The 17,923-nt window shown below is 34.5% G+C and carries 20 protein-coding genes; 12 read left to right on the forward strand and 8 right to left on the reverse strand.

The window, feature by feature from the left end:
* The first annotated feature begins 28 nt into the window (after window positions 1-28).
* The 6 genes from menA (at window position 29) to FUA48_RS13695 (ending at window position 4,624) form a co-directional block, all read left to right on the forward strand.
* A complete protein-coding gene (menA, locus tag FUA48_RS13670) occupies window positions 29-931 on the forward strand; it encodes a 1,4-dihydroxy-2-naphthoate octaprenyltransferase (RefSeq protein ID WP_147584044.1) in 903 nt (300 codons plus the stop codon).
* Window positions 932-958: 27 nt separating this feature from the next.
* Complete coding sequence (locus FUA48_RS13675) at window positions 959-1,636, forward strand: metal-dependent hydrolase (protein WP_129749858.1); 678 nt, start codon at window positions 959-961, stop codon at window positions 1,634-1,636.
* Window positions 1,637-1,658: 22 nt separating this feature from the next.
* Window positions 1,659-2,012 (forward strand): four helix bundle protein, encoded by a 354-nt coding sequence (locus FUA48_RS13680; protein WP_147584045.1) that lies wholly within the window; start codon window positions 1,659-1,661, stop codon window positions 2,010-2,012.
* A 21-nt stretch (window positions 2,013-2,033) separates the two neighbouring features.
* Window positions 2,034-3,068: an o-succinylbenzoate synthase gene (locus tag FUA48_RS13685; RefSeq protein WP_147584046.1), complete on the forward strand. Its 1,035-nt coding sequence runs from the start codon at window positions 2,034-2,036 to the stop codon at window positions 3,066-3,068.
* Between the two features lie 24 nt (window positions 3,069-3,092).
* On the forward strand, window positions 3,093-3,908 hold the full coding sequence (locus FUA48_RS13690) for a helix-turn-helix transcriptional regulator (RefSeq protein ID WP_147584047.1): 816 nt from the start codon (window positions 3,093-3,095) through the stop codon (window positions 3,906-3,908).
* A 77-nt stretch (window positions 3,909-3,985) separates the two neighbouring features.
* A complete protein-coding gene (locus tag FUA48_RS13695; RefSeq protein WP_147584048.1) occupies window positions 3,986-4,624 on the forward strand; it encodes an NAD(P)-dependent oxidoreductase in 639 nt (212 codons plus the stop codon).
* A 30-nt stretch (window positions 4,625-4,654) separates the two neighbouring features.
* Here the strand turns inward: FUA48_RS13695 and FUA48_RS13700 are convergent, their stop codons facing one another.
* A complete protein-coding gene (locus FUA48_RS13700; RefSeq protein ID WP_147584049.1) occupies window positions 4,655-6,958 on the reverse strand; it encodes an acyl-CoA dehydrogenase family protein in 2,304 nt (767 codons plus the stop codon).
* A gap of 285 nt (window positions 6,959-7,243) precedes the next feature.
* Here FUA48_RS13700 and FUA48_RS13705 point away from each other — a divergent pair, with 285 nt between their 5' ends.
* The 3 genes from FUA48_RS13705 to FUA48_RS13715 all read left to right on the forward strand — a co-directional run bounded on the left by FUA48_RS13705 (window position 7,244) and on the right by FUA48_RS13715 (window position 8,818).
* Entirely contained in the window at window positions 7,244-7,441 is a 198-nt protein-coding gene (locus FUA48_RS13705) for a hypothetical protein (protein WP_129749853.1), read from the forward strand.
* A gap of 17 nt (window positions 7,442-7,458) precedes the next feature.
* Complete coding sequence (locus FUA48_RS13710; protein WP_147584050.1) at window positions 7,459-7,809, forward strand: hypothetical protein; 351 nt, start codon at window positions 7,459-7,461, stop codon at window positions 7,807-7,809.
* Between the two features lie 67 nt (window positions 7,810-7,876).
* Complete coding sequence (locus FUA48_RS13715) at window positions 7,877-8,818, forward strand: cation diffusion facilitator family transporter (RefSeq protein ID WP_147584051.1); 942 nt, start codon at window positions 7,877-7,879, stop codon at window positions 8,816-8,818.
* Between the two features lie 2 nt (window positions 8,819-8,820).
* On the opposite strand, the gene FUA48_RS13720 is transcribed toward FUA48_RS13715, so the two are convergent.
* Both FUA48_RS13720 and FUA48_RS13725 read right to left on the reverse strand, forming a co-directional pair.
* Window positions 8,821-9,534, reverse strand: a complete 714-nt coding sequence (locus FUA48_RS13720; RefSeq protein WP_147584052.1) for a hypothetical protein — start codon at window positions 9,532-9,534, stop codon at window positions 8,821-8,823.
* Complete coding sequence (locus FUA48_RS13725; RefSeq protein ID WP_168196990.1) at window positions 9,485-10,786, reverse strand: GAF domain-containing sensor histidine kinase; 1,302 nt, start codon at window positions 10,784-10,786, stop codon at window positions 9,485-9,487. The genes FUA48_RS13720 and FUA48_RS13725 overlap by 50 nt, the downstream gene beginning before the upstream one ends.
* A 393-nt stretch (window positions 10,787-11,179) precedes the next feature.
* Between FUA48_RS13725 and FUA48_RS13730 the strand changes: the two genes are divergently transcribed.
* Window positions 11,180-11,578, forward strand: a complete 399-nt coding sequence (locus tag FUA48_RS13730; protein ID WP_129749849.1) for an acyl-CoA thioesterase — start codon at window positions 11,180-11,182, stop codon at window positions 11,576-11,578.
* Here the strand turns inward: FUA48_RS13730 and FUA48_RS13735 are convergent.
* From FUA48_RS13735 to FUA48_RS13745, 3 genes are all read right to left on the reverse strand, one after another.
* Entirely contained in the window at window positions 11,575-12,834 is a 1,260-nt protein-coding gene (locus FUA48_RS13735; RefSeq protein ID WP_147584054.1) for a mechanosensitive ion channel family protein, read from the reverse strand. The two genes, FUA48_RS13730 and FUA48_RS13735, sit on opposite strands and share 4 nt — an antisense overlap.
* The gene (locus tag FUA48_RS13740) at window positions 12,835-13,110 is read right to left on the reverse strand and encodes a DUF3817 domain-containing protein (RefSeq protein WP_147584055.1); all 276 of its coding nucleotides are present in this window, start codon (window positions 13,108-13,110) and stop codon (window positions 12,835-12,837) included. It abuts the gene before it with no gap.
* A 129-nt stretch (window positions 13,111-13,239) separates the two neighbouring features.
* Window positions 13,240-13,611 carry a hypothetical protein gene (locus FUA48_RS13745; protein ID WP_147584056.1) on the reverse strand — a complete coding sequence of 124 codons (372 nt, stop codon included), beginning with the start codon at window positions 13,609-13,611 and terminating at the stop codon, window positions 13,240-13,242.
* A 135-nt stretch (window positions 13,612-13,746) separates the two neighbouring features.
* Between FUA48_RS13745 and FUA48_RS13750 the strand changes: the two genes are divergently transcribed.
* Window positions 13,747-14,259, forward strand: a complete 513-nt coding sequence (locus tag FUA48_RS13750) for a DUF6155 family protein (protein WP_147584057.1) — start codon at window positions 13,747-13,749, stop codon at window positions 14,257-14,259.
* 1 nt (window position 14,260) lies between these two features.
* Here the strand turns inward: FUA48_RS13750 and nfi are convergent, their stop codons facing one another.
* Window positions 14,261-14,971, reverse strand: coding sequence for a deoxyribonuclease V (nfi, locus tag FUA48_RS13755; RefSeq protein WP_147584058.1), 711 nt, complete (start codon window positions 14,969-14,971; stop codon window positions 14,261-14,263).
* Window positions 14,972-15,129: 158 nt separating this feature from the next.
* Between nfi and FUA48_RS13760 the strand changes: the two genes are divergently transcribed.
* Complete coding sequence (locus tag FUA48_RS13760) at window positions 15,130-16,653, forward strand: DEAD/DEAH box helicase (protein WP_147584059.1); 1,524 nt, start codon at window positions 15,130-15,132, stop codon at window positions 16,651-16,653.
* A 1-nt stretch (window position 16,654) separates the two neighbouring features.
* Here FUA48_RS13760 and FUA48_RS13765 read toward each other — a convergent pair whose 3' ends face one another.
* Window positions 16,655-17,872, reverse strand: a complete 1,218-nt coding sequence (locus FUA48_RS13765) for a DUF763 domain-containing protein (RefSeq protein WP_147584060.1) — start codon at window positions 17,870-17,872, stop codon at window positions 16,655-16,657.
* Window positions 17,873-17,923 lie beyond the last annotated feature (51 nt).

The raw sequence follows: 17,923 nt of genomic DNA on the forward strand, positions 1-17,923 counted from the left end.
ATTAAAATTAATTTTTTCGACTATACAAATGGCAAATGCAAAAGCCTGGCTTGAAGCCGCACGATTAAGAACTTTACCATTATCAGTATCAGGGATACTTGTAGGTAGTTTTTATGCTTTTTCACAAGGAATGAAAAACTGGAGCATATTTGCTTTCGCATTACTAACTACTTTAGGTTTACAGGTGCTTTCAAACTTTGCAAATGATTATGGAGACGGCGTAAAGGGTACCGATAACGAAAATCGTATTGGCCCTCAGCGTGCTATACAAAGTGGTGCTATTACTGTTGGTGCTATGAAAAAGGGTATTGTAATAACATCATTATTAACCCTTGTGGCTGCAGTAATGCTTATTTACCTGTCTTTTGGTAAAGAGAATCTTACGTACTCACTATTCTTTTTCTTTTTAGGATTGGCGGCAATTGCTGCAGCCATAAAATATACTGTAGGTAACTCCGCTTACGGTTATAAAGGGCTGGGAGATTTGTTTGTATTTATCTTTTTCGGCCTTGTAAGTGTTTTAGGTTGCTATTTCTTATTTGCAAAGCAGCTGGATATTTTAATTGTACTTCCGGCAATATCAATAGGGTTATTAAGTGTAGCCGTATTAAACCTAAACAATATGCGCGATCAGGTTTCCGATACTATGTCGGGTAAAAACACGTTGGTGGTGAAAATGGGGGCTAAAAAAGCTAAAATATATCATTATACAATAATCTTAACAGCATTGTTTTTAACGCTGCTATTTGCTATCTTGTATAACTTTAAACCGTTACAGTACCTGTTTTTAATAGCCTATGTTCCGTTTTTACTTCACATAAAAACAGTTAGCAAAAATACTGTTCCCCGTGAACTTGATCCGGAACTGAAGAAGGTAGCCTTAGGTACTTTTTTATTGTCGGTTTTACTTAGTATTGTTTTACAGTTTTAAAAATAGACAACATACAACCATAAAATTATGAAGATAACATATTACGGACATGCGAGCCTTGGAATAAAAGTAGGAGGCAAAAATATAATTGTCGATCCTTTTATTACGGCTAACGAACTGGCTAAACATATTGACATCATGGAGCTTAAAGCTGATTATATTTTAATCACTCATGCTCACGGAGACCACATTCTTGACGTAGAGGCTATTGCACAAAACACAGGCGCTACAATTGTTTCTAATGCCGAGATTGCAGGGTATTATGAAAAGAAAGGTTTTAAAACGCACCCAATGAATCATGGCGGAAGCTGGAACTTTGATTTTGGTAAAGTAAAATATGTTACTGCTATCCACTCAAGCTCTTTCCCTGACGGAACTTATGGTGGTAATCAGGGTGGTTTTGTAATTGAAGGTGAGCATAAAAATATTTATATCGCCGGAGATACGGCTCTTACTTATGATATGAAATTGATTCCGCTTCGTACAAAGTTAGACTTAGCCATATTGCCTATTGGCAGCAACTTTACAATGGATGTTGAAGATGCCATAATCGCTTCAGATTTCCTTGAATGTGATAAAGTACTGGGTTACCATTATGATACGTTTGGCTACATTAAAATTGATCATGAAGATGCCAAAAAGAAATTCTATGATAAGGATAAAGACTTAATGCTTTTGGAAATAGGTGGGTCTTTAGAATTATAAATTTTGAATTAAGAATTAGGAATTGAAAACAGATAATGCTGTACAAATCAAAAGTTATGCTTTTGCTGTAAGGATAGTTAATGTGTATAAATACATAATTCAAAATCATCAGGAATATGTTCTATCTAAGCAATTATTAAGAAGTGGTACTTCAATTGGAGCCAATGTTGAAGAAGCTTTAGGTGGACATAGTCAAAAAGATTTTTTACATAAACTTTCTATTTCTTATAAAGAAGCAAGGGAAACAGCGTATTGGATTAAGTTATTACGTGATACACATTATTTAGATAATCAACAAAGTCAAAGTTTGTTAAATGATGTTGATGAATTATTAAGAATAATTGGAAGTATCCAAAAGACAATTCGTAATTCATAATTTGAAATTTTTAATTAAATAATGAAAGCTTCATACAAAAAATATATACTAAAATTTAAACGCCCCAGCGGAACTTCGCGGGGCGTTCTTACTGAAAAGGAAACCTGGTTTCTACTTTTAGAAGAAAATGGTAAAACCGGAATAGGGGAGTGTGGTATACTGCGAACCCTTAGTATTGATGACCGGCCCGATTATGAAGAGAAACTTAAATGGGTTTGTGATAATATCAGCTTAGGTAAGGATAAACTATGGGAAGAACTTATTGAGTTCCCATCTATTCAGTTTGGTGTGGAAATGGCTTTTCAGTCACTTCAGTCAGAAGATTCATTTTTACTTTTCCCTTCTCAATTTACTTCCGGACAAGAAAACATCTCCATAAACGGACTAGTATGGATGGGAGAAGAACCGTTTATGAAGGAGCAGATTGAGGATAAACTGAAGCAGGGATTCAATTGTATAAAGCTTAAAATAGGCGCTATCGATTTTACAAGAGAACTAGCTCTTTTAGAATTTATAAGAGATAATTTTAGCGCTGAACAAATTGAAATAAGAGTTGATGCTAACGGTGCCTTTACTTCAAGTGAAGCATTAGGTAAATTAAACCAATTATCAAAATTTCAATTACATAGTATTGAACAGCCAATCAAACAAAATCAAATAGACAGTATGACTGAGTTATGTAAAGAGACTCCGCTGCCTATTGCCCTTGATGAAGAACTTATTGGTGTTTTTGGTAAAGAAGACAAGGAAAACCTGTTACAGAAAATAAAGCCACAATACATTATTTTAAAGCCCAGCCTTATTGGAGGCTTTAAAGGCAGCATGGAATGGATTGAATTGGCCGAAAAATATAATATCGGTTGGTGGATAACATCTGCACTGGAAAGTAATATTGGACTTAATGCTATAGCCCAATGGACATTTACCTTAAACAATCCTATGCCACAGGGATTAGGAACCGGCGGATTATATACCAATAATTTTGATTGTCCACTTGAAGTAAAACAAGGTCAATTAATTTATAATAAAGAACTTAGCTGGAATGTAAATTTGTAACTTTAAGCCGGATAATTTCTTACCATGAATTATAAAACCTACATACCTACAGAAAACCTGAACCCATATGTTCGTTTTTTCTGGTCTTTGGATAACAGTATGGAGATTGCTCCATTACAGAGTTTCAGAGCAATGGCCGATGGTTGCCCCGGTATTATATTTCAACATCCTGATGATGGTTGTTTTTATCAAAAGGAAAAAGCACTGCCTCAGATATTCCTTTACGGACAATCAACAAAATTTACAGAACTTACCTTAAAAGGTAAAATGAATGCTATAGGTATTTATCTTCACCCAAGTTCGTTAAAACTTATTTTCGGACTTAATCCCGAAGAGCTTACCGATTCCTGTCTTGATGTAAATGAACTTTGTAAAAAAACCGGGTTTTCTCTTTTAGAACAGCTTAATGATGCCAAAACTGTTAAACAACGTATAGAAATTCTTTCTGTATTTCTTTTTCTGCATATCAAGGCTAATGATTTTAATAAAAATGAAGTCATGGCTTATGCATTATCAGCCATCATGCGATCGGGAGGAAACATTATACTTCGAGATTTACAGGAACAGTTACAGATGTCTGAACGCACATTTGAAAGAAAGTTTAAAGAATATGTTGGTATTACCCCTAAACTGTTTACAAGAATATGCCGTTTTCAGTCTTCACTCAATCAAATGAGGAATAATACTTTTGAAAAGCTCTCTGATGTTGCTTTTCAAAATGATTATTCAGATCAGTCTCATTTTATAAGATCTTTCAGAGAATTTGCAGGTTTTTCCCCTAACCAGTATCAGAACTTTTCTAAAGAAGTGGTAGAAAACCTGTCTCAACTAAAAAAATAACCTACTGTCGGGTTTATTCTATTTTAAGGATTATGCCTGCCATAATTTTGGCATTATTAATCAAAAAAGGATAAACTATGAACTTAATTATTTTTGGAGCTTCCGGAGGAACAGGGAAGCTTTTAACTCATCAGGCATTACAAAACGGATACAATGTAACAGCTTATGTGCGCACTCCTGAAAACTTCACTCTTAAGCATCCTAGACTTAAAGTAGCAAAAGGAGATATCTTAAATGCAATAGAGGTAGAACATGCTATTTACGGCCATGATGCTGTTTTATCCTGTATAGGTTCACCGGCAAACAAAATAGGGGTTATACGTTCACAGGGAACGAAAAATATTATCACTGCAATGCAGAAAGCAGGAATAAAACGCTTTATATGCCAAACCTCTTTAGGTTATGGAGACAGTGTAAAGACACTTGACAGGACTCCCTGGTACTTTAAACACCTTATAGTTCCTTACATACTAAAAAAAGGCTTTGCCGATCATGCTTTGCAGGAAAAACATATAAAAGAAAGTAACCTGGATTGGGTAATTGCAAGGCCTGGAAATCTTACTGATGGTAATCATACAGGCAGATACCAGCATGGTTTTGCTGCAGACTCTAAAAATATTCAGGTAAAAATATCAAGGGCAGATGTAGCAGATTTTATGCTGAAACAAATAGAAAGCGATACCTACCTGAGAAAAACTCCCGGGTTATCTTATTAAATAAAAAACAGCCATTTGGCTGTTTTTTTATTATGCTTCTTTAGATTTGGTAGTTACAATAGGAGCGAGGCAATTTTCAGGGATATTGAAAGCATCAACCAACGGAACAGCATCTCTTCTTATTTCCCAACACAACTGGCTAAACAGTTTACGGAGTGCTTTTGTTTTACTTCCTTCCATATAACCCTGTTCCAGATACCATGACTTATTCTCAAGTAATTTATTTACAGCAAAAAGATTATATAATCTTGTAAGCACCTCTTTTAAAGACTCATCAGCTTTTTCTAACTGTTGCTGAAACTGTTCTAAAAATACCCTGTCAAGATAAGCATAAGCTATCTGTAACATGTGGGGATGCATTATATTTGCTGCATCAAAAGTGTCCAGGCCATCATCTACCAGTTTTTTAAACCTTCTGGCAGCCGAACCAACAAGCTCTTTTTCCCTGTATTTAAAAGCGTGTAAATGAAACTCTGCATCTTTTAGGTGTTTGTCATCTGTGTTTCTTGTAGCAAAAGGGTTTTTCTCTGTAACAGCTGTTTTTGCCTGATCCAACACATAACTGAAAATTGTGGCAATATTCATTTCACCAAACTGTTTACGGAATTCCCCTAAGCGGTTTTTAGCCACTAATTGCATCAAAACTGTGTTATCCCCTTCAAAAGTGGTATAGATTTCTGTATCGTTTTTTAAATCATCCAAACGATTTTCAGAAAGATATCCTTTACCGCCACAAGCTTCACGACATTCCTGAAGAGTATCTCTGGTATTCCAAGAAGAATATGATTTCATTCCGGCAGCAAGAGCCTCAATTTCCTGCATATCATATTCTGTCCTGTTTAAAAAACGTTGAGTCAAATACTGTAATCCAAAATGCATTGCATAAGCATTAGCCAGATAAGGCATTAATCGCTGCTGATGCATCCTGTAATTTAGTATTGGCACTTCAAATCCGCCGTCAGGGCCAAATTGCCTTCTGTTATCCCCATATTTTATAGCAATAGCTAATCCTGTTTTTGCAGCCGCTAATGCTGATCGAGGTATACCTATACGGCCACCTACAAGTGTTCCCAGCATTGTAAAGAACCTACGGTTATCACTCGGTATAGAAGTTACAAATTCTCCTTTTTCATTTACCTGAGCAAAGCGGTCCAGCATATTGTCATAAGGAATTTCTACATTATCAAAATAGATAATGCCGTTATCAACTCCGTTAAGCCCCATCTTATGACCGCAATCTTTAATGCGTACACCATTTAATACATTTCTTTCCTTATCTCTTATGGGGACTATAAAAGCATTTACACCATAATCATGGTCATCAATAATAAGCTTAGCAAAAACAGTAACCATTTCACCATGTACAGCTGCATTACCTATATATTCCTTGCGATCATACTCGGTAGGGGTAGTAATGGTAAAAGATCTGGTTTCATGATTATAAGTTGCAGTGGTTTGTATACCTTTTACATTAGACCCATGATGGGTTTCTGTCATAGCAAAACCACCCGGTATTTCGAGTTTACCAATATCGTTCAGGTATTTTTTAAAATGTTTTTCAGTCCCAAGAAACATAACACTCATTCCCCACAAACCAAACTGAACCCCGAACTTTATAACAAGGCTTAGATCATGGTAGCTAAGCGTTTCCATAATTGTAAAATATCCTTCGATATCTCCCGAGCCTCCATATTTTTTTGGATAAGCATAAGAACCATAGCCTTCTTTGGCTAATATCTTACACCATTCCAAAACCTTTTCTCTGTAAACAGCAGTGTCTGTTGAAGTTTCAAAAGCGAATTCAGGACTATTAATAATTCCTTTAATCCTGTTTATAACAGGAGCCTGATCTCCATCAAGCAAAGCAGTCATTTTTTGTGCACTGAAACTCTCTACTGTCTCATGTTTATTGGTAATGGTATCACGTGTTTCACACAGGCCTGAAATCACTTCCTGGCTCATAATACCTAAATCCGATTCAAGCTGAGCAAAAGAACTTTCAAACTTCTGTATATCCTCTTTAGTGTAAACCTGCCTGTCGGCATTGGCAATTAAAAAACCAAGTTGGGTTAAACTACCCGGCTTCTTATTGTTTTTTAACGCACGGTTTATGAGGTCTTTCCAATGAAAAAGTTCAGATCTTCCGGGAGGGGTATTTAAATCTATCTTTGATTTAAGAAACTCTTTTTCGGCTTTAGTAAAGCTATCCTGATTATTTATAAAGTTGTTGAGTGCCTTAAATTCGTCTTTGGTTAAAATATCATCCTGCCAAGCTAAATAGATAACAGGTAGGAGTATTGAAAGCTTGGGGTCATTTAGAAAAGTAATATTCATCTTATTTCGATTAATCCTTAAAAATAGGCATTTTCCTATGCTTTATGTTTAAAATAGTGTTAATTATAGCCTCAATTAAGCAGTTAAACACGATATTATAATTACTTCTAAACAAGTAGATTATGTTAAAGTTTTCTATGTAACATTTTGTGAATGACCTGCTTAAAGTTAAAGTTTCTAAATTGGAGATTATTTAATACACTTTTAGATAAAAATTACGAAATAAGTTAATAACTTAGGAGTAGATAAAAACAAACATTTAATACCGTTAAATTATAAATTGCCATGGAACGCATAATTACAACACAGTCGGGAGGGGTGGATGCCATGAGAACAGTTTCTTATGAAAAGGCTGCTGCACAACAGGAAAAGGAAGCTCAAAAGAATGAAGTACTATCTTGTAATCAGTTACTAAAAAACTTACTTAAAACAAATTTGAGACTTTTAAAAATTAACGATATAAGTACATTTTTACTTTTTTAAAAACAAAAAATGATGCTATGGATGAGGAAATGAAAAGAAATAATGAAGAAGAGAAATCTAAAACACCAAAGCAAAAAAACGAAACGGCTAAATTAGATAACCCCAATAAATACCTGGCTATGGAACAGCCGGGTGTAAGCTATACCAAAGAAGATAATCATACGGCAAACTCTGACAGGGTAAACCCTAATGACTACAATGGTAAAGATGAGTGGGATGAAGAAGGTGGTAACAGCAAAAATTCTGATGCTTTTAATCAGGATGACACTATTCTTAATGATAATCTTGATTTAGACGAAGATCAAAACAAATCAATATCAAGTGATGATGACGACTTTGAGGAATCAAATGAACGTTATACCAACTAAGAATCCAAGTAATCCTTTATATTTGTCCCTGATATTTTAAAATATCAGGGATTTTTTATATCGTACAATGACAGGAAACTCTAAAATAGCCATATACGGGGCTCTGGCAGCCAATTTAGCAATTGCAGTAGTAAAATTTGTAGCAGCTTCAGTAACAGGAAGCTCAGCCATGATATCAGAAGGTATCCACAGTACTGTAGACAGCGGCAATTCGTTGCTTCTATTATTAGGTATGAAGCGAAGCCAAAAGCCAGCTGACAGGACCCACCCGTTTGGTCATGGTAAGGAAATTTACTTCTGGTCTTTAATTGTTGCAATCCTTGTATTCTCTTTAGGTGGTGGTATGTCTGTTTATGAAGGGATAACCCATTTACAGCATCCTGTAGAGCTTAAAGATCCGTTTTGGAATTACATTGTACTTTTTTCGTCTATTATTTTTGAAGGAGCTTCACTTTTTTACGCTATAAGACAGTTTAACAAAAGTAGGGGAGAACTTGGTTTCTGGAAAGAAGTAAGCCTTAGTAAAGATCCCGGGCTTTTTGCAGTTATTTATGAAGAAAGCGCTGCTATTATAGGGTTGTTAATAGCCTTGGCCGGAGTATTTTTAGGGCACTACTTAAACAATCCATTATATGATGCGCTGGCATCAATGCTTATTGGATTGGTACTGATTATCGTTGCCATAATAATGGTTAAGGAAAGTAAAGGACTTTTGGTAGGGGAAAGCGCAGATAGCGAAATAGTAAAAGGTATTTACAGACTTGTAGAAAGTGACAATCGTGTAAAAACCTTATATTTTCCTTTAACCATGCATTTGGCACCAGACGAAATTTTACTTGCTCTGGATGTTGAATTTCAAAGTGATATGACAGTTGAAAATCTTTTCAGTACCATTAAACAACTGGAAGACGAAATAAAAAAGAAATTCCCTACAGTAAAAAAGATATATATAGAAGCTAAAAACTTTGGAGGTCAGGAACGTCCATGGATGATAGAAAGTACGGATTAAACTTATAGATCATAATACTCTTCAGGATTTATTGAAAGTTGTCTGGCATTGTTATCAGGGTTTTTCAAAAAATCCTGCATTCTTAATTCACTCTCTTTACACGCTTCTATTATAGATATATTTTTGCATACAAAATCCTTAAGCGTTTCATTAGGAATGTTGTGATGATGCTTTCTAAACATCCTGAAATTGAAAATTAAAGAATCTATTGTATGAATAAATCCATAAAATGACCACCACCCTAAAAGAAAAGTTTTAATAGAAGCATTACGTACTTGTTTATTCAGGCAATGAGGACAAGCGATTTTAAATTTAACCCTATATACACAGCCAAATAAAAAACTTATTACATATTTATAATTAGTAGCATTTAAATTTGTGCTTCTTTTATAACAAGAAGGACAACGCTGTTTCTGAATTATTTTACAATAATTAATGATTTCTAATTCTGTAGGTCTTAATAATTTTCTATCTAAAAAATCTAAAAGTTCCTCGGGAAGTTTTCTGTTTATAATTTCCTGCTTAAGTACAGGAATTACTTCAGGCCTTAAAGCCCTTGCCTCAAACTTTGCAATATCTTTTATTTTAGTGTCACTCAGTGACCTGTAATGATTTTTTATTATTTCTAAATCCAATGGAATATTCGATTTTAAGATTCTTAAAAAACTACTGAGGGAGATATACTGAAAAAACAGCCCCTTTATCAGGTTCTCCATGAGCAGTTATTATACCATTATGATTTTCAACTATTTTTTTAACTATAGTAAGACCTATGCCGGTACCTTCATATTTTGAACGTTGATGGAGACTTTGAAAGAGTTCAAATATTTTAGCACTGTATTTTTGTTCAAATCCAATTCCGTTATCTTCTATAGTTATACAGCAGTATTCAACATTAGGAATTAGATTGTCTATATCAAAAGATTTTCCTAAACCTATTTTATCAGATACTTTTATTATTGGTTTATTATTGGTTTTTATAAACTTTAAAGCATTGCTTATAAGATTAAATAAAAGCTGCTTAACCTGGAAATCAAGAGCATTAATTTTATGTTTTACATCTATAACAATATTTGCCTCTTTCCGTCTTATAACTTCTTCTAAATCTTGTATAATCTCTTTAGTTATTGAATTTAAATCAATATTTTTAAAGTTGTTTTCATCAGGATTTGTTTTAGAGTATTTGAGCAGATCACTTATTAACTCCTGCATTTTTGCTGCAGACATTCTAATTCGATTAAAATAGTCTTTACCTCTTTCTGTAAGATTATCTATTTCCCTTTCCTCGATTAAAGATGCTATTGTTTGTATTTTACGTAATGGCTCCTGTAAATCGTGGCTGGAAATATAATTAAAAGACTGTAACTCCTTATTTATTTTTATTAGCTCTTTATTGCTTTTTTCCAGTTGTTGGGTACGTTCAAAGACTTTTTTCTCTAACTGAATATTAAAAACCTTTTCTGCGATAAATTGTGATTCTATATTTCTTACCGAATCTAACGTATTAAGATGAAAGGAAATAAGGCTTGCAAAAAGTTTAAACATCCCCGTAACAGCTTCAGATGTAACTATATTTGGGTTTGGGTCAATAGCACATAATGTACCGAAAAAGCTTCCATCATTTTTAAATATGGGGATAGAAATATAACTTTGAAAACCATACATTAAAGGTGTATGATGAGAACAAAAATGTGGATGATCTTTTACAGAATCTATAATAACACCTTCACCTGATTGTCTAATCTCATCACAAATTGTAGTTTTAATTTCAAGTTCATCACCTGGTTTTAATCCAAAACCAATATCATCACGCACACTACATGTTATCCAATGCTCCTCAGTTACACGTGCTACCGCCGCAAATCCCATCCCTGTTGTTTGACAAATAACATTAAGCATAATAGGTATAGCCGAAATTTGACTAATGTCATTGATATCTTTTTGAAGATGCAAAGGCAAATGTTTCATGTGCATTGGTTATAAAAACTAAAAATACCACAAATTCTCTTCACCCACAATTATTATTATTTTGTGATTAAGCAAACAACTTACTGTCATCTATATACTTTTTTGTATCTCTCCAAAGTCTTGAGTTCAAGAAAATAGTTCTTTAGTTTTTTTAACTAGTAAAATTATAAACTATTCATATTATTTGAATAAAAACTATGGTTAAAACCAATAACTGTATAAACAAAACCTTTTGAATATCAATAAATAAGGGTTCAATTATATTTAATTTTGCAGCACAAGTTAATAATAACAATAAAATAAATTTAGCGAAAACCTTTTAGGTTAAATAATACTTCTGCTACTTGTTAAAAGGATATAAATTTTAAATTTGTTTAAGTAAAAACTTACTATATGAAGTTCCACACAAGAAAATGGGTTAAGCCCGAAGATTTAAATGCTAACGGTACATTGTTTGGGGGGAAGCTATTGGCATGGATTGATGAGGAAGCTGCTTTATACTCTATAATTCAGCTTGAAAACCAACGTGTAGTTACCAAACACATGTCTGAAATCAATTTTATGAGCTCAGCACAGCAGGGCGATATCGTTGAGATAGGTATTGATGTGGTTCGTTTTGGTACTACTTCCTTAGTATTAAAATGTGAGGTACGTAATAAAATGACTCATGAAAAGATTATAACGGTAGATAATATTACTATGGTAAATCTTGATAGTTTTGGCAAACCGGCACCACATGGAAAAACTAAAATAGAGTATGTAAAAGACCGTATAGCGGCCAACAACCGTTAATTATCTGGCTCTACAAAAGCAGCCTTGTTACTGTTTGAAGGAAGTTCAAATATTTCAAGTCCAAAATAAGGTACTGCAGCTATTATGTGGTCAAATATATCGGCCATTATATACTCATAATTTACCCAACGTTTATCGGATGTAAAAGCATAAATCTCGATGGGTATGCCTTTTTCAGTTGGCTGAAGGTGCCTGCACATCATGGTCATGTCCTTATTGATTGCCGGATGATTTTCTATATACTGATTTATATATTTCCTAAACAACCCTAAATTAGTAAGGTTACGCCCGTTAATAGATATACTCTTATCCGCAGCATTAAGGCTATTAAACTTATCAATATCAGCCTGACGATGGTCTATATAAGACTGCAGCATTTGTATCTTCCTGAATTTTTCAATCTCTTCTCCGGTAACAAAGCGTACGCTGTTTGCTTTTATAAGTATATGTCTTTTAATTCTTCGCCCTCCGGAGTTGACCATACCTCTCCAGTTTTTAAAAGAATCAGAAATCAGGCTATATGTTGGCAGGGTGGTGGTCGTGTTGTCAAAGTTTCTAACCTTTACTGTAGCAAGGTTAATTTCAATAACATCACCATCGGCACCGTATTTTTCAATAGTTATCCAGTCGCCAATACGCACCATATCATTAACACTCACCTGGATACTGGCTACAAAACCGAGTATGGTATCCCTGAATATCAATAATATAATCGCCGAAATTGCACCTAAAGCTCCTAATAGCGCGCCTATTTCAACCCCAAAAAGCATTAATATTACAGAGATTATGGCAAACATCCATAAGATGATCATCATAACCTGTATGTAACTATCTATAGGCTTGTCACTATAAGTCGGTTTTGTTTTTAAATAGTCTTTTACAGAGTGCAGTATGCTTCTTATAATCCACAGAAAAAGAAGAATGATAAACGTTTTCATCCCTTTTTCAAAAACAGCTTCCCAATATTTAAAGTTTTTAAGAGCTACAGGAAGCGTTTGGTAAATAAATAGGGTAGGCACTAAATGGGCAACATATTTGGTAGCCCTGTTTTCAACTAAAAAGTCGTCAAAAGCAGTTTTTGTCCTTTTAGCCAAAACACTAAAAGCAGCAACCAGTATTTTTTTAGAAATAAAATCAAGGATAAGTGCTACCAGTACAATAACTACAATATTAATCATAAGATTACCGTATGTAGCTGTTGTTCGGCTAAAATCTAAATCTCTTAATATTTTATATGCCCAGTTAAATGCGTCCATTTATGCGTTTGAAGATTGTTTAAAGTATTTATTTTCAATATAAAAAGTACCAAAAGGAATTACCGATGCCACACAAACAATCAGCAACTTTTTTACAGGCCACTTTTCTTCACTAAAAAGCATAATTGCCAAAACAATATAAGTAATAAAAAGCATTCCGTGAGCCATACCTATTATACGTACTAATTGATCAACTCTATATACATATGCAAAGAACAATAAAACTAATAGAGATATACCTTCAAGTGTTGCAATTATCTTAAAAAACTTTACCATAATTTTAATTTTGGGCAAAGGTACTAATTAAGAACAATTCTAAAAAGCCAGAAAAAGTTAATTGTACAAATAAAAAAAGCTGTTTGTTTCCAAACAGCCCTAATTATATAACTAATGATGTAAATTATTTTAAAACTCCTGAAAAGCTTTATTATATTCCTTTAAATCTAAAAGATTGTTCTTCTTGCTTAAATCACTAAATAATGATAAAAGATACTCTAAACTTTCAATATTGTTTTCAGTACTTGTATTCTCTTCAGTAATAAGTTCTGTTTCTTCGTCTACAGGCTCATCATCCGGAATAGGTATTAAGAAAGCACCATTTTCTTCCAGGTGTTCATAGGTTAGGCGTATAGCTTTTACTAATACCGGGTTTTGTTCTTCAAGCGCATATTCGCGCAGTCTTTTCAGGTCGGCAATCATTGTTTCAGCAACAAAACCATTTTTAAACAGATCAACCTGTATTTTTTTGATCAGTTTTTGTGCACTCGGATTTTCCACAGTTTATAGCGATTTAGTTTTGAACTTATTTAAGGACTGCAAAAATACTACTTTATCTAATTTTTCCATATCTTTTTTTTAAATAATTGCCTTAGCCGTTTTTAAACCTTATTTTTGAGCTATATAAAGCGTTTTATGAGCAAAAGAGACCTTAAAAAATACCTTTCGGGATTAACTAAAGATCAACTTGAAGAACAATTCATCGAAATGTACGACAAATTTAGTGAAGTAAAAACTTACTATAATTTTGTTTTTAACCCCAAAGAAGATAAGCTGGAACAGGAAGCGAAAGTGAAAATTTCAAATGAATATTTTCCTGTAAAAAGTAAGAAGGCAAAGATGCGAAGGTCTGTTGCACAAAAATACATCAAACATTTTATAGCTCTTGGTGCCGATCCTTATATGATAGCCGATATAATGTTGTTTAATCTGGAAATAGCACAAAGCTATTCAGCAGAAAGACAAATAGGATACTCCTCATTTTACAAGAGCATGCTTAACTCTTATAAACAAGTAACCGATTTTGTTATTACCAATGGCATGGCTCAGGATTTTAAAAAGAGATTAAAGTCCATTCATGATGAGGCTTTTGTACAGCATTGGGAAAACCGAAAGGAATTTGAAAGGATATATGATAATTTTGAATAGCCTATAGGAACAGATTAGTCTGTATATCTGCCATATGATAACCTGACTGAAGCTTACCAACTCTAAACAGGTTTACTTTTTCATGTGCCAGTCGTGTAGGTTCTGGTATCCTGTGTTTAAGCACACAATGCTTCATAACATCTAAGGAATCTTCAACTGTTATTTTATGTCCCGGCGAAATATATACAGGTTTAACACCTGTTTTAGTGCGAAGCGCATAGCCCAACAACTCTCCTGAATTATAAATCTCACTGGTGTTAAACTTTTCCAAACCAAGCGGGTCATACTTACCAAACAACATATTTTTAGCACAACCAATAGTTGTTACATCTGCCAAAACTCCAAAATGAGAAGCAATACCCATTCGTCTGGGATGTGTAATTCCCTGTCCGTCCAAAACAAGTAAATCCGGTTTAACAGGCAATTGGTTCCAGGCCAGCATTAAAGCCGGGACTTCTCTAAAACCCAAATATTGTGGTACATAAGGGAAAGATGTCTTAGCAACTACCAGAGAATAAGACTGTAAAACCATTTGCGGATAGCTTAAAACAACAACCCCTGCATATACTATATCAGTATCTTTATTATGTGAAATATCGCCTCCTGCTATAGTAGTAATATTTTTGTTGTATGTTTGCAGTACCAACTTATACCTAAGTTCATTTTGAAGTGCAGTAGCCTCTGCAATGGAAATGTTGTTATAATTTAGCATAAAACCACTTTAAAATTAGCTAAAAATACGAATTAATAACCCCCATTAAAGTCTTGGTAATGCTAATGTTTCCCTAAATTTAGGTATAGTGAAAGATTATGATTTTTTAAACAGAAATATGGACCCCAATCCATTATTTTTGGTATTTATCGAACCGTATGGAAAGAGAATTAAAGGAAGAAGACAGGAAAGAGCTGTACCAATATCAAAAAGAGGATATCGATGCTATTTTTGACACGTTTGAAGGTAAGCCTGACAACTATCATTTGCTCTACCAGCTCCCAACAGGAGGTGGGAAGACTGTTATTTTCTCAGAAATAGCACGCCGTTATACAGAAAAATACAAACATAAGGTACTGGTTTTAACCCACAGAATTGAGCTTAGTAAGCAAACTTCGCAAATGCTTAAAGGATTTGGAGTTAAAAATGCTATTATAGACAGTAATGTAAAGGAACTTCCTGAAGATAATGATTATACCTGTTATGTTGCAATGGTGGAAACCCTTAACAACAGGTTAAAGGACAAAAAATTCCATATGAATGACGTGGGCCTTGTAATAGTGGATGAAGCACATTACAATTCCTTTCGAAAATTATTTGCCTTTTTCAAAAACTCACTGTTTTTAGGTGTTACAGCAACTCCGTTAAGTTCAAACATCGATTTACCGATGTATGAAACTTATGACGAACTTATAGTAGGGGAGCCTATACAATCACTTATAAAAAAGGGATACCTGGCCAATGCTGCCATGTATGATTATGATGTTGAACTTACTTCCCTTAAACTTGGTATTAACGGAGATTATACGGTTGCATCTTCAGATGAGCTATATTCACGTGCCAATATGCAGGATTTGCTGCTACAGGCTTATACTTACAGGGCAAGAGGTAAAAAAACGCTTATATTCAATAATGGTATCTATACCTCGCTTTATGTGTATGAAACATTTAAGGCTGCTGGTTTACCAATAAAACACCTTGATAACAGGACTCCTGAAATGGAGCGTAAAAAAATATTAAGCTGGTTTAAAAATACACCTGATGCAATTTTAACGTCGGTATCAATCTTAACAACCGGTTTTGACGAGCCTACTGTTGAGACAATTATCCTTAACAGGGCAACCCGTTCGTTAACGCTTTATTTCCAGATGATAGGTCGTGGTTCTAGAAAACTACCTAATAAAGATATTTTTACAGTAATAGACCTTGGTAATAATGCCCAACGCTTTGGTTTATGGAGCGACCCGATAGACTGGCAGTATATTTTCCGTAATCCGGAAGCATTTTTAGACAGTATACGCTCTGATGCCGATATTGAAAGCTACCATGTTTATACCATGCCGGAAGAAATTCGTGAGCAATTTGCAAATTCGGATGATATTACCTTTGATGTGGAAGACGAATTTAAAGTAGCTGCAGAACTAAAAATGAAGCCAAAAACTGTAATAGACAAATCGATATTACAACATGCACAAATGTGTATTGATAATAGCGATACATTACCGGAGGCTAAAAAACTGGCCAAACTTCTTGAAGGAGATATTGAATACAGGGTGAAGGAATACTCAAAACTATTAACCAGAACCACTAAAAACTACAGGGAATGGTTAATGGAAGACTATAAAACACGCTTAAGTGCTATGATTGGTAAGTTATACCGAAAATATGCCATGGGAGAATAAACTAAAACAAAGACATCTGACCTGAAGAAGGTTTATCTTTTTTAGGCGGCTGGGCTTTTCCAAATATAGTTCTGCCTCCGTATTTGTATGACTCATCCCTTTCTTTTTGAATAAGAGCATCAAAATTTTCGTTTGGTGTAAAGTTCTTTTCTGCGTCAATAGAAATCTCAGAGAGCTTTTTAATAGCATGAATTTTATCGCTATTACCTATTTTTGCCCTGCTTATGGCTGTTTGTAATGTATTAATAGTCTCATCAAATACTTTAACAGGTACAGGAAACGGATGCCCGTCTTTACCACCATGAGCAAAAGAGAATCTGGCAGGATCTTCAAATCGGGTAGGGGTACCATAAATAACTTCGCTTACCAAAGCTAACGATTGTAATGCTCTTGGCCCCATTCCTTTCAACATAAGAAGGCTTTCAAAATCCTGAGGCTGGTTTTCATGAGTTACCCAAAGCATAGCGCCAAGCCTTTTCATGTTGACATCTTTCATCCTTATATCATGATGATTAGGCATCACCAAGTGATTTACTTCTTTAAGTACTCTATCTGGGTTTTCATTCGCAATTAGCAATGATTTTTCTCTGGCTAAAGAAGCATTGTTTGCTGTTAAGTTAAGGATCTTCCCTTGATTTCTTCCGTAAATAAAAGTATGAGGCTCGTTTATGAATGACTGTAAATCTTTTGAATGCCAGTGATATCTTCTTGCCATTCCGTTACTGTTATTCATTCCCTGCTGGATTACGCACCAACCACCTTTATCAGTCACAATGAAATTATGCTGATAGAGTTGAAATCCGTCCTGAATAGCAGTATTATCAACCTTTGCAGTTAACTTGCTAAACCCGGCAAGTTCAGTACCGTTTAATCCTGTTCTTTCACCCACAAAAAGCAATTCATCAGGAGTTTTCATAGAATGCTTACCCTTGCCACCACAAATATATATTCCCAATTCTTTTGAATGCGGATTAACCGATTTCTTAAGGGCTCCAAGTACAGAGGTTGTTATTCCTGATGAATGCCAGTCCATACCCATAACAGCACCAAAGCTTTGAAACCAAAAAGGATCGGCAAGTTTACTTATTACTTCTTCTGTTGAGAATTCCATTGCAATGGTCTCAACAATAGCAAGCCCGAGCTTTGCCATCCTTTCGGATAACCAAAGAGGTACATGTCCGTTATGTAACGGTAAATCTGCTGAGCCTGATCGTTTCATTAATTGTTAAGTGAAGTAAGAACTGTAAAAATACAAAACCGCCGTGTTACA

Origin of the sequence: Flavobacterium alkalisoli, assembly GCF_008000935.1 — a bacterium.
Classification (GTDB): Bacteria; Bacteroidota; Bacteroidia; order Flavobacteriales; family Flavobacteriaceae; genus Flavobacterium; species Flavobacterium alkalisoli.

Excerpts from the sequence above, each read along its gene's own strand:
- menA (WP_147584044.1), top strand. The coding sequence starts at position 29 with ATGGCAAATGCAAAAGCCTGGCTTGAAGCCGCACGATTAAGAACTTTA.
- FUA48_RS13675 (WP_129749858.1), top strand. The coding sequence starts at position 959 with ATGAAGATAACATATTACGGACATGCGAGCCTTGGAATAAAAGTAGGA.
- FUA48_RS13685 (WP_147584046.1), top strand. The coding sequence starts at position 2,034 with ATGAAAGCTTCATACAAAAAATATATACTAAAATTTAAACGCCCCAGC.
- FUA48_RS13690 (WP_147584047.1), top strand. The coding sequence starts at position 3,093 with ATGAATTATAAAACCTACATACCTACAGAAAACCTGAACCCATATGTT.
- FUA48_RS13695 (WP_147584048.1), top strand. The coding sequence starts at position 3,986 with ATGAACTTAATTATTTTTGGAGCTTCCGGAGGAACAGGGAAGCTTTTA.
- FUA48_RS13700 (WP_147584049.1), bottom strand. The coding sequence starts at position 6,958 with ATGAATATTACTTTTCTAAATGACCCCAAGCTTTCAATACTCCTACCT.
- FUA48_RS13705 (WP_129749853.1), top strand. The coding sequence starts at position 7,244 with ATGGAACGCATAATTACAACACAGTCGGGAGGGGTGGATGCCATGAGA.
- FUA48_RS13710 (WP_147584050.1), top strand. The coding sequence starts at position 7,459 with ATGGATGAGGAAATGAAAAGAAATAATGAAGAAGAGAAATCTAAAACA.
- FUA48_RS13715 (WP_147584051.1), top strand. The coding sequence starts at position 7,877 with ATGACAGGAAACTCTAAAATAGCCATATACGGGGCTCTGGCAGCCAAT.
- FUA48_RS13720 (WP_147584052.1), bottom strand. The coding sequence starts at position 9,534 with ATGGAGAACCTGATAAAGGGGCTGTTTTTTCAGTATATCTCCCTCAGT.
- FUA48_RS13725 (WP_168196990.1), bottom strand. The coding sequence starts at position 10,786 with ATGAAACATTTGCCTTTGCATCTTCAAAAAGATATCAATGACATTAGT.
- FUA48_RS13730 (WP_129749849.1), top strand. The coding sequence starts at position 11,180 with ATGAAGTTCCACACAAGAAAATGGGTTAAGCCCGAAGATTTAAATGCT.
- FUA48_RS13735 (WP_147584054.1), bottom strand. The coding sequence starts at position 12,834 with ATGGACGCATTTAACTGGGCATATAAAATATTAAGAGATTTAGATTTT.
- FUA48_RS13740 (WP_147584055.1), bottom strand. The coding sequence starts at position 13,110 with ATGGTAAAGTTTTTTAAGATAATTGCAACACTTGAAGGTATATCTCTA.
- FUA48_RS13750 (WP_147584057.1), top strand. The coding sequence starts at position 13,747 with ATGAGCAAAAGAGACCTTAAAAAATACCTTTCGGGATTAACTAAAGAT.
- nfi (WP_147584058.1), bottom strand. The coding sequence starts at position 14,971 with ATGCTAAATTATAACAACATTTCCATTGCAGAGGCTACTGCACTTCAA.
- FUA48_RS13760 (WP_147584059.1), top strand. The coding sequence starts at position 15,130 with ATGGAAAGAGAATTAAAGGAAGAAGACAGGAAAGAGCTGTACCAATAT.
- FUA48_RS13765 (WP_147584060.1), bottom strand. The coding sequence starts at position 17,872 with ATGAAACGATCAGGCTCAGCAGATTTACCGTTACATAACGGACATGTA.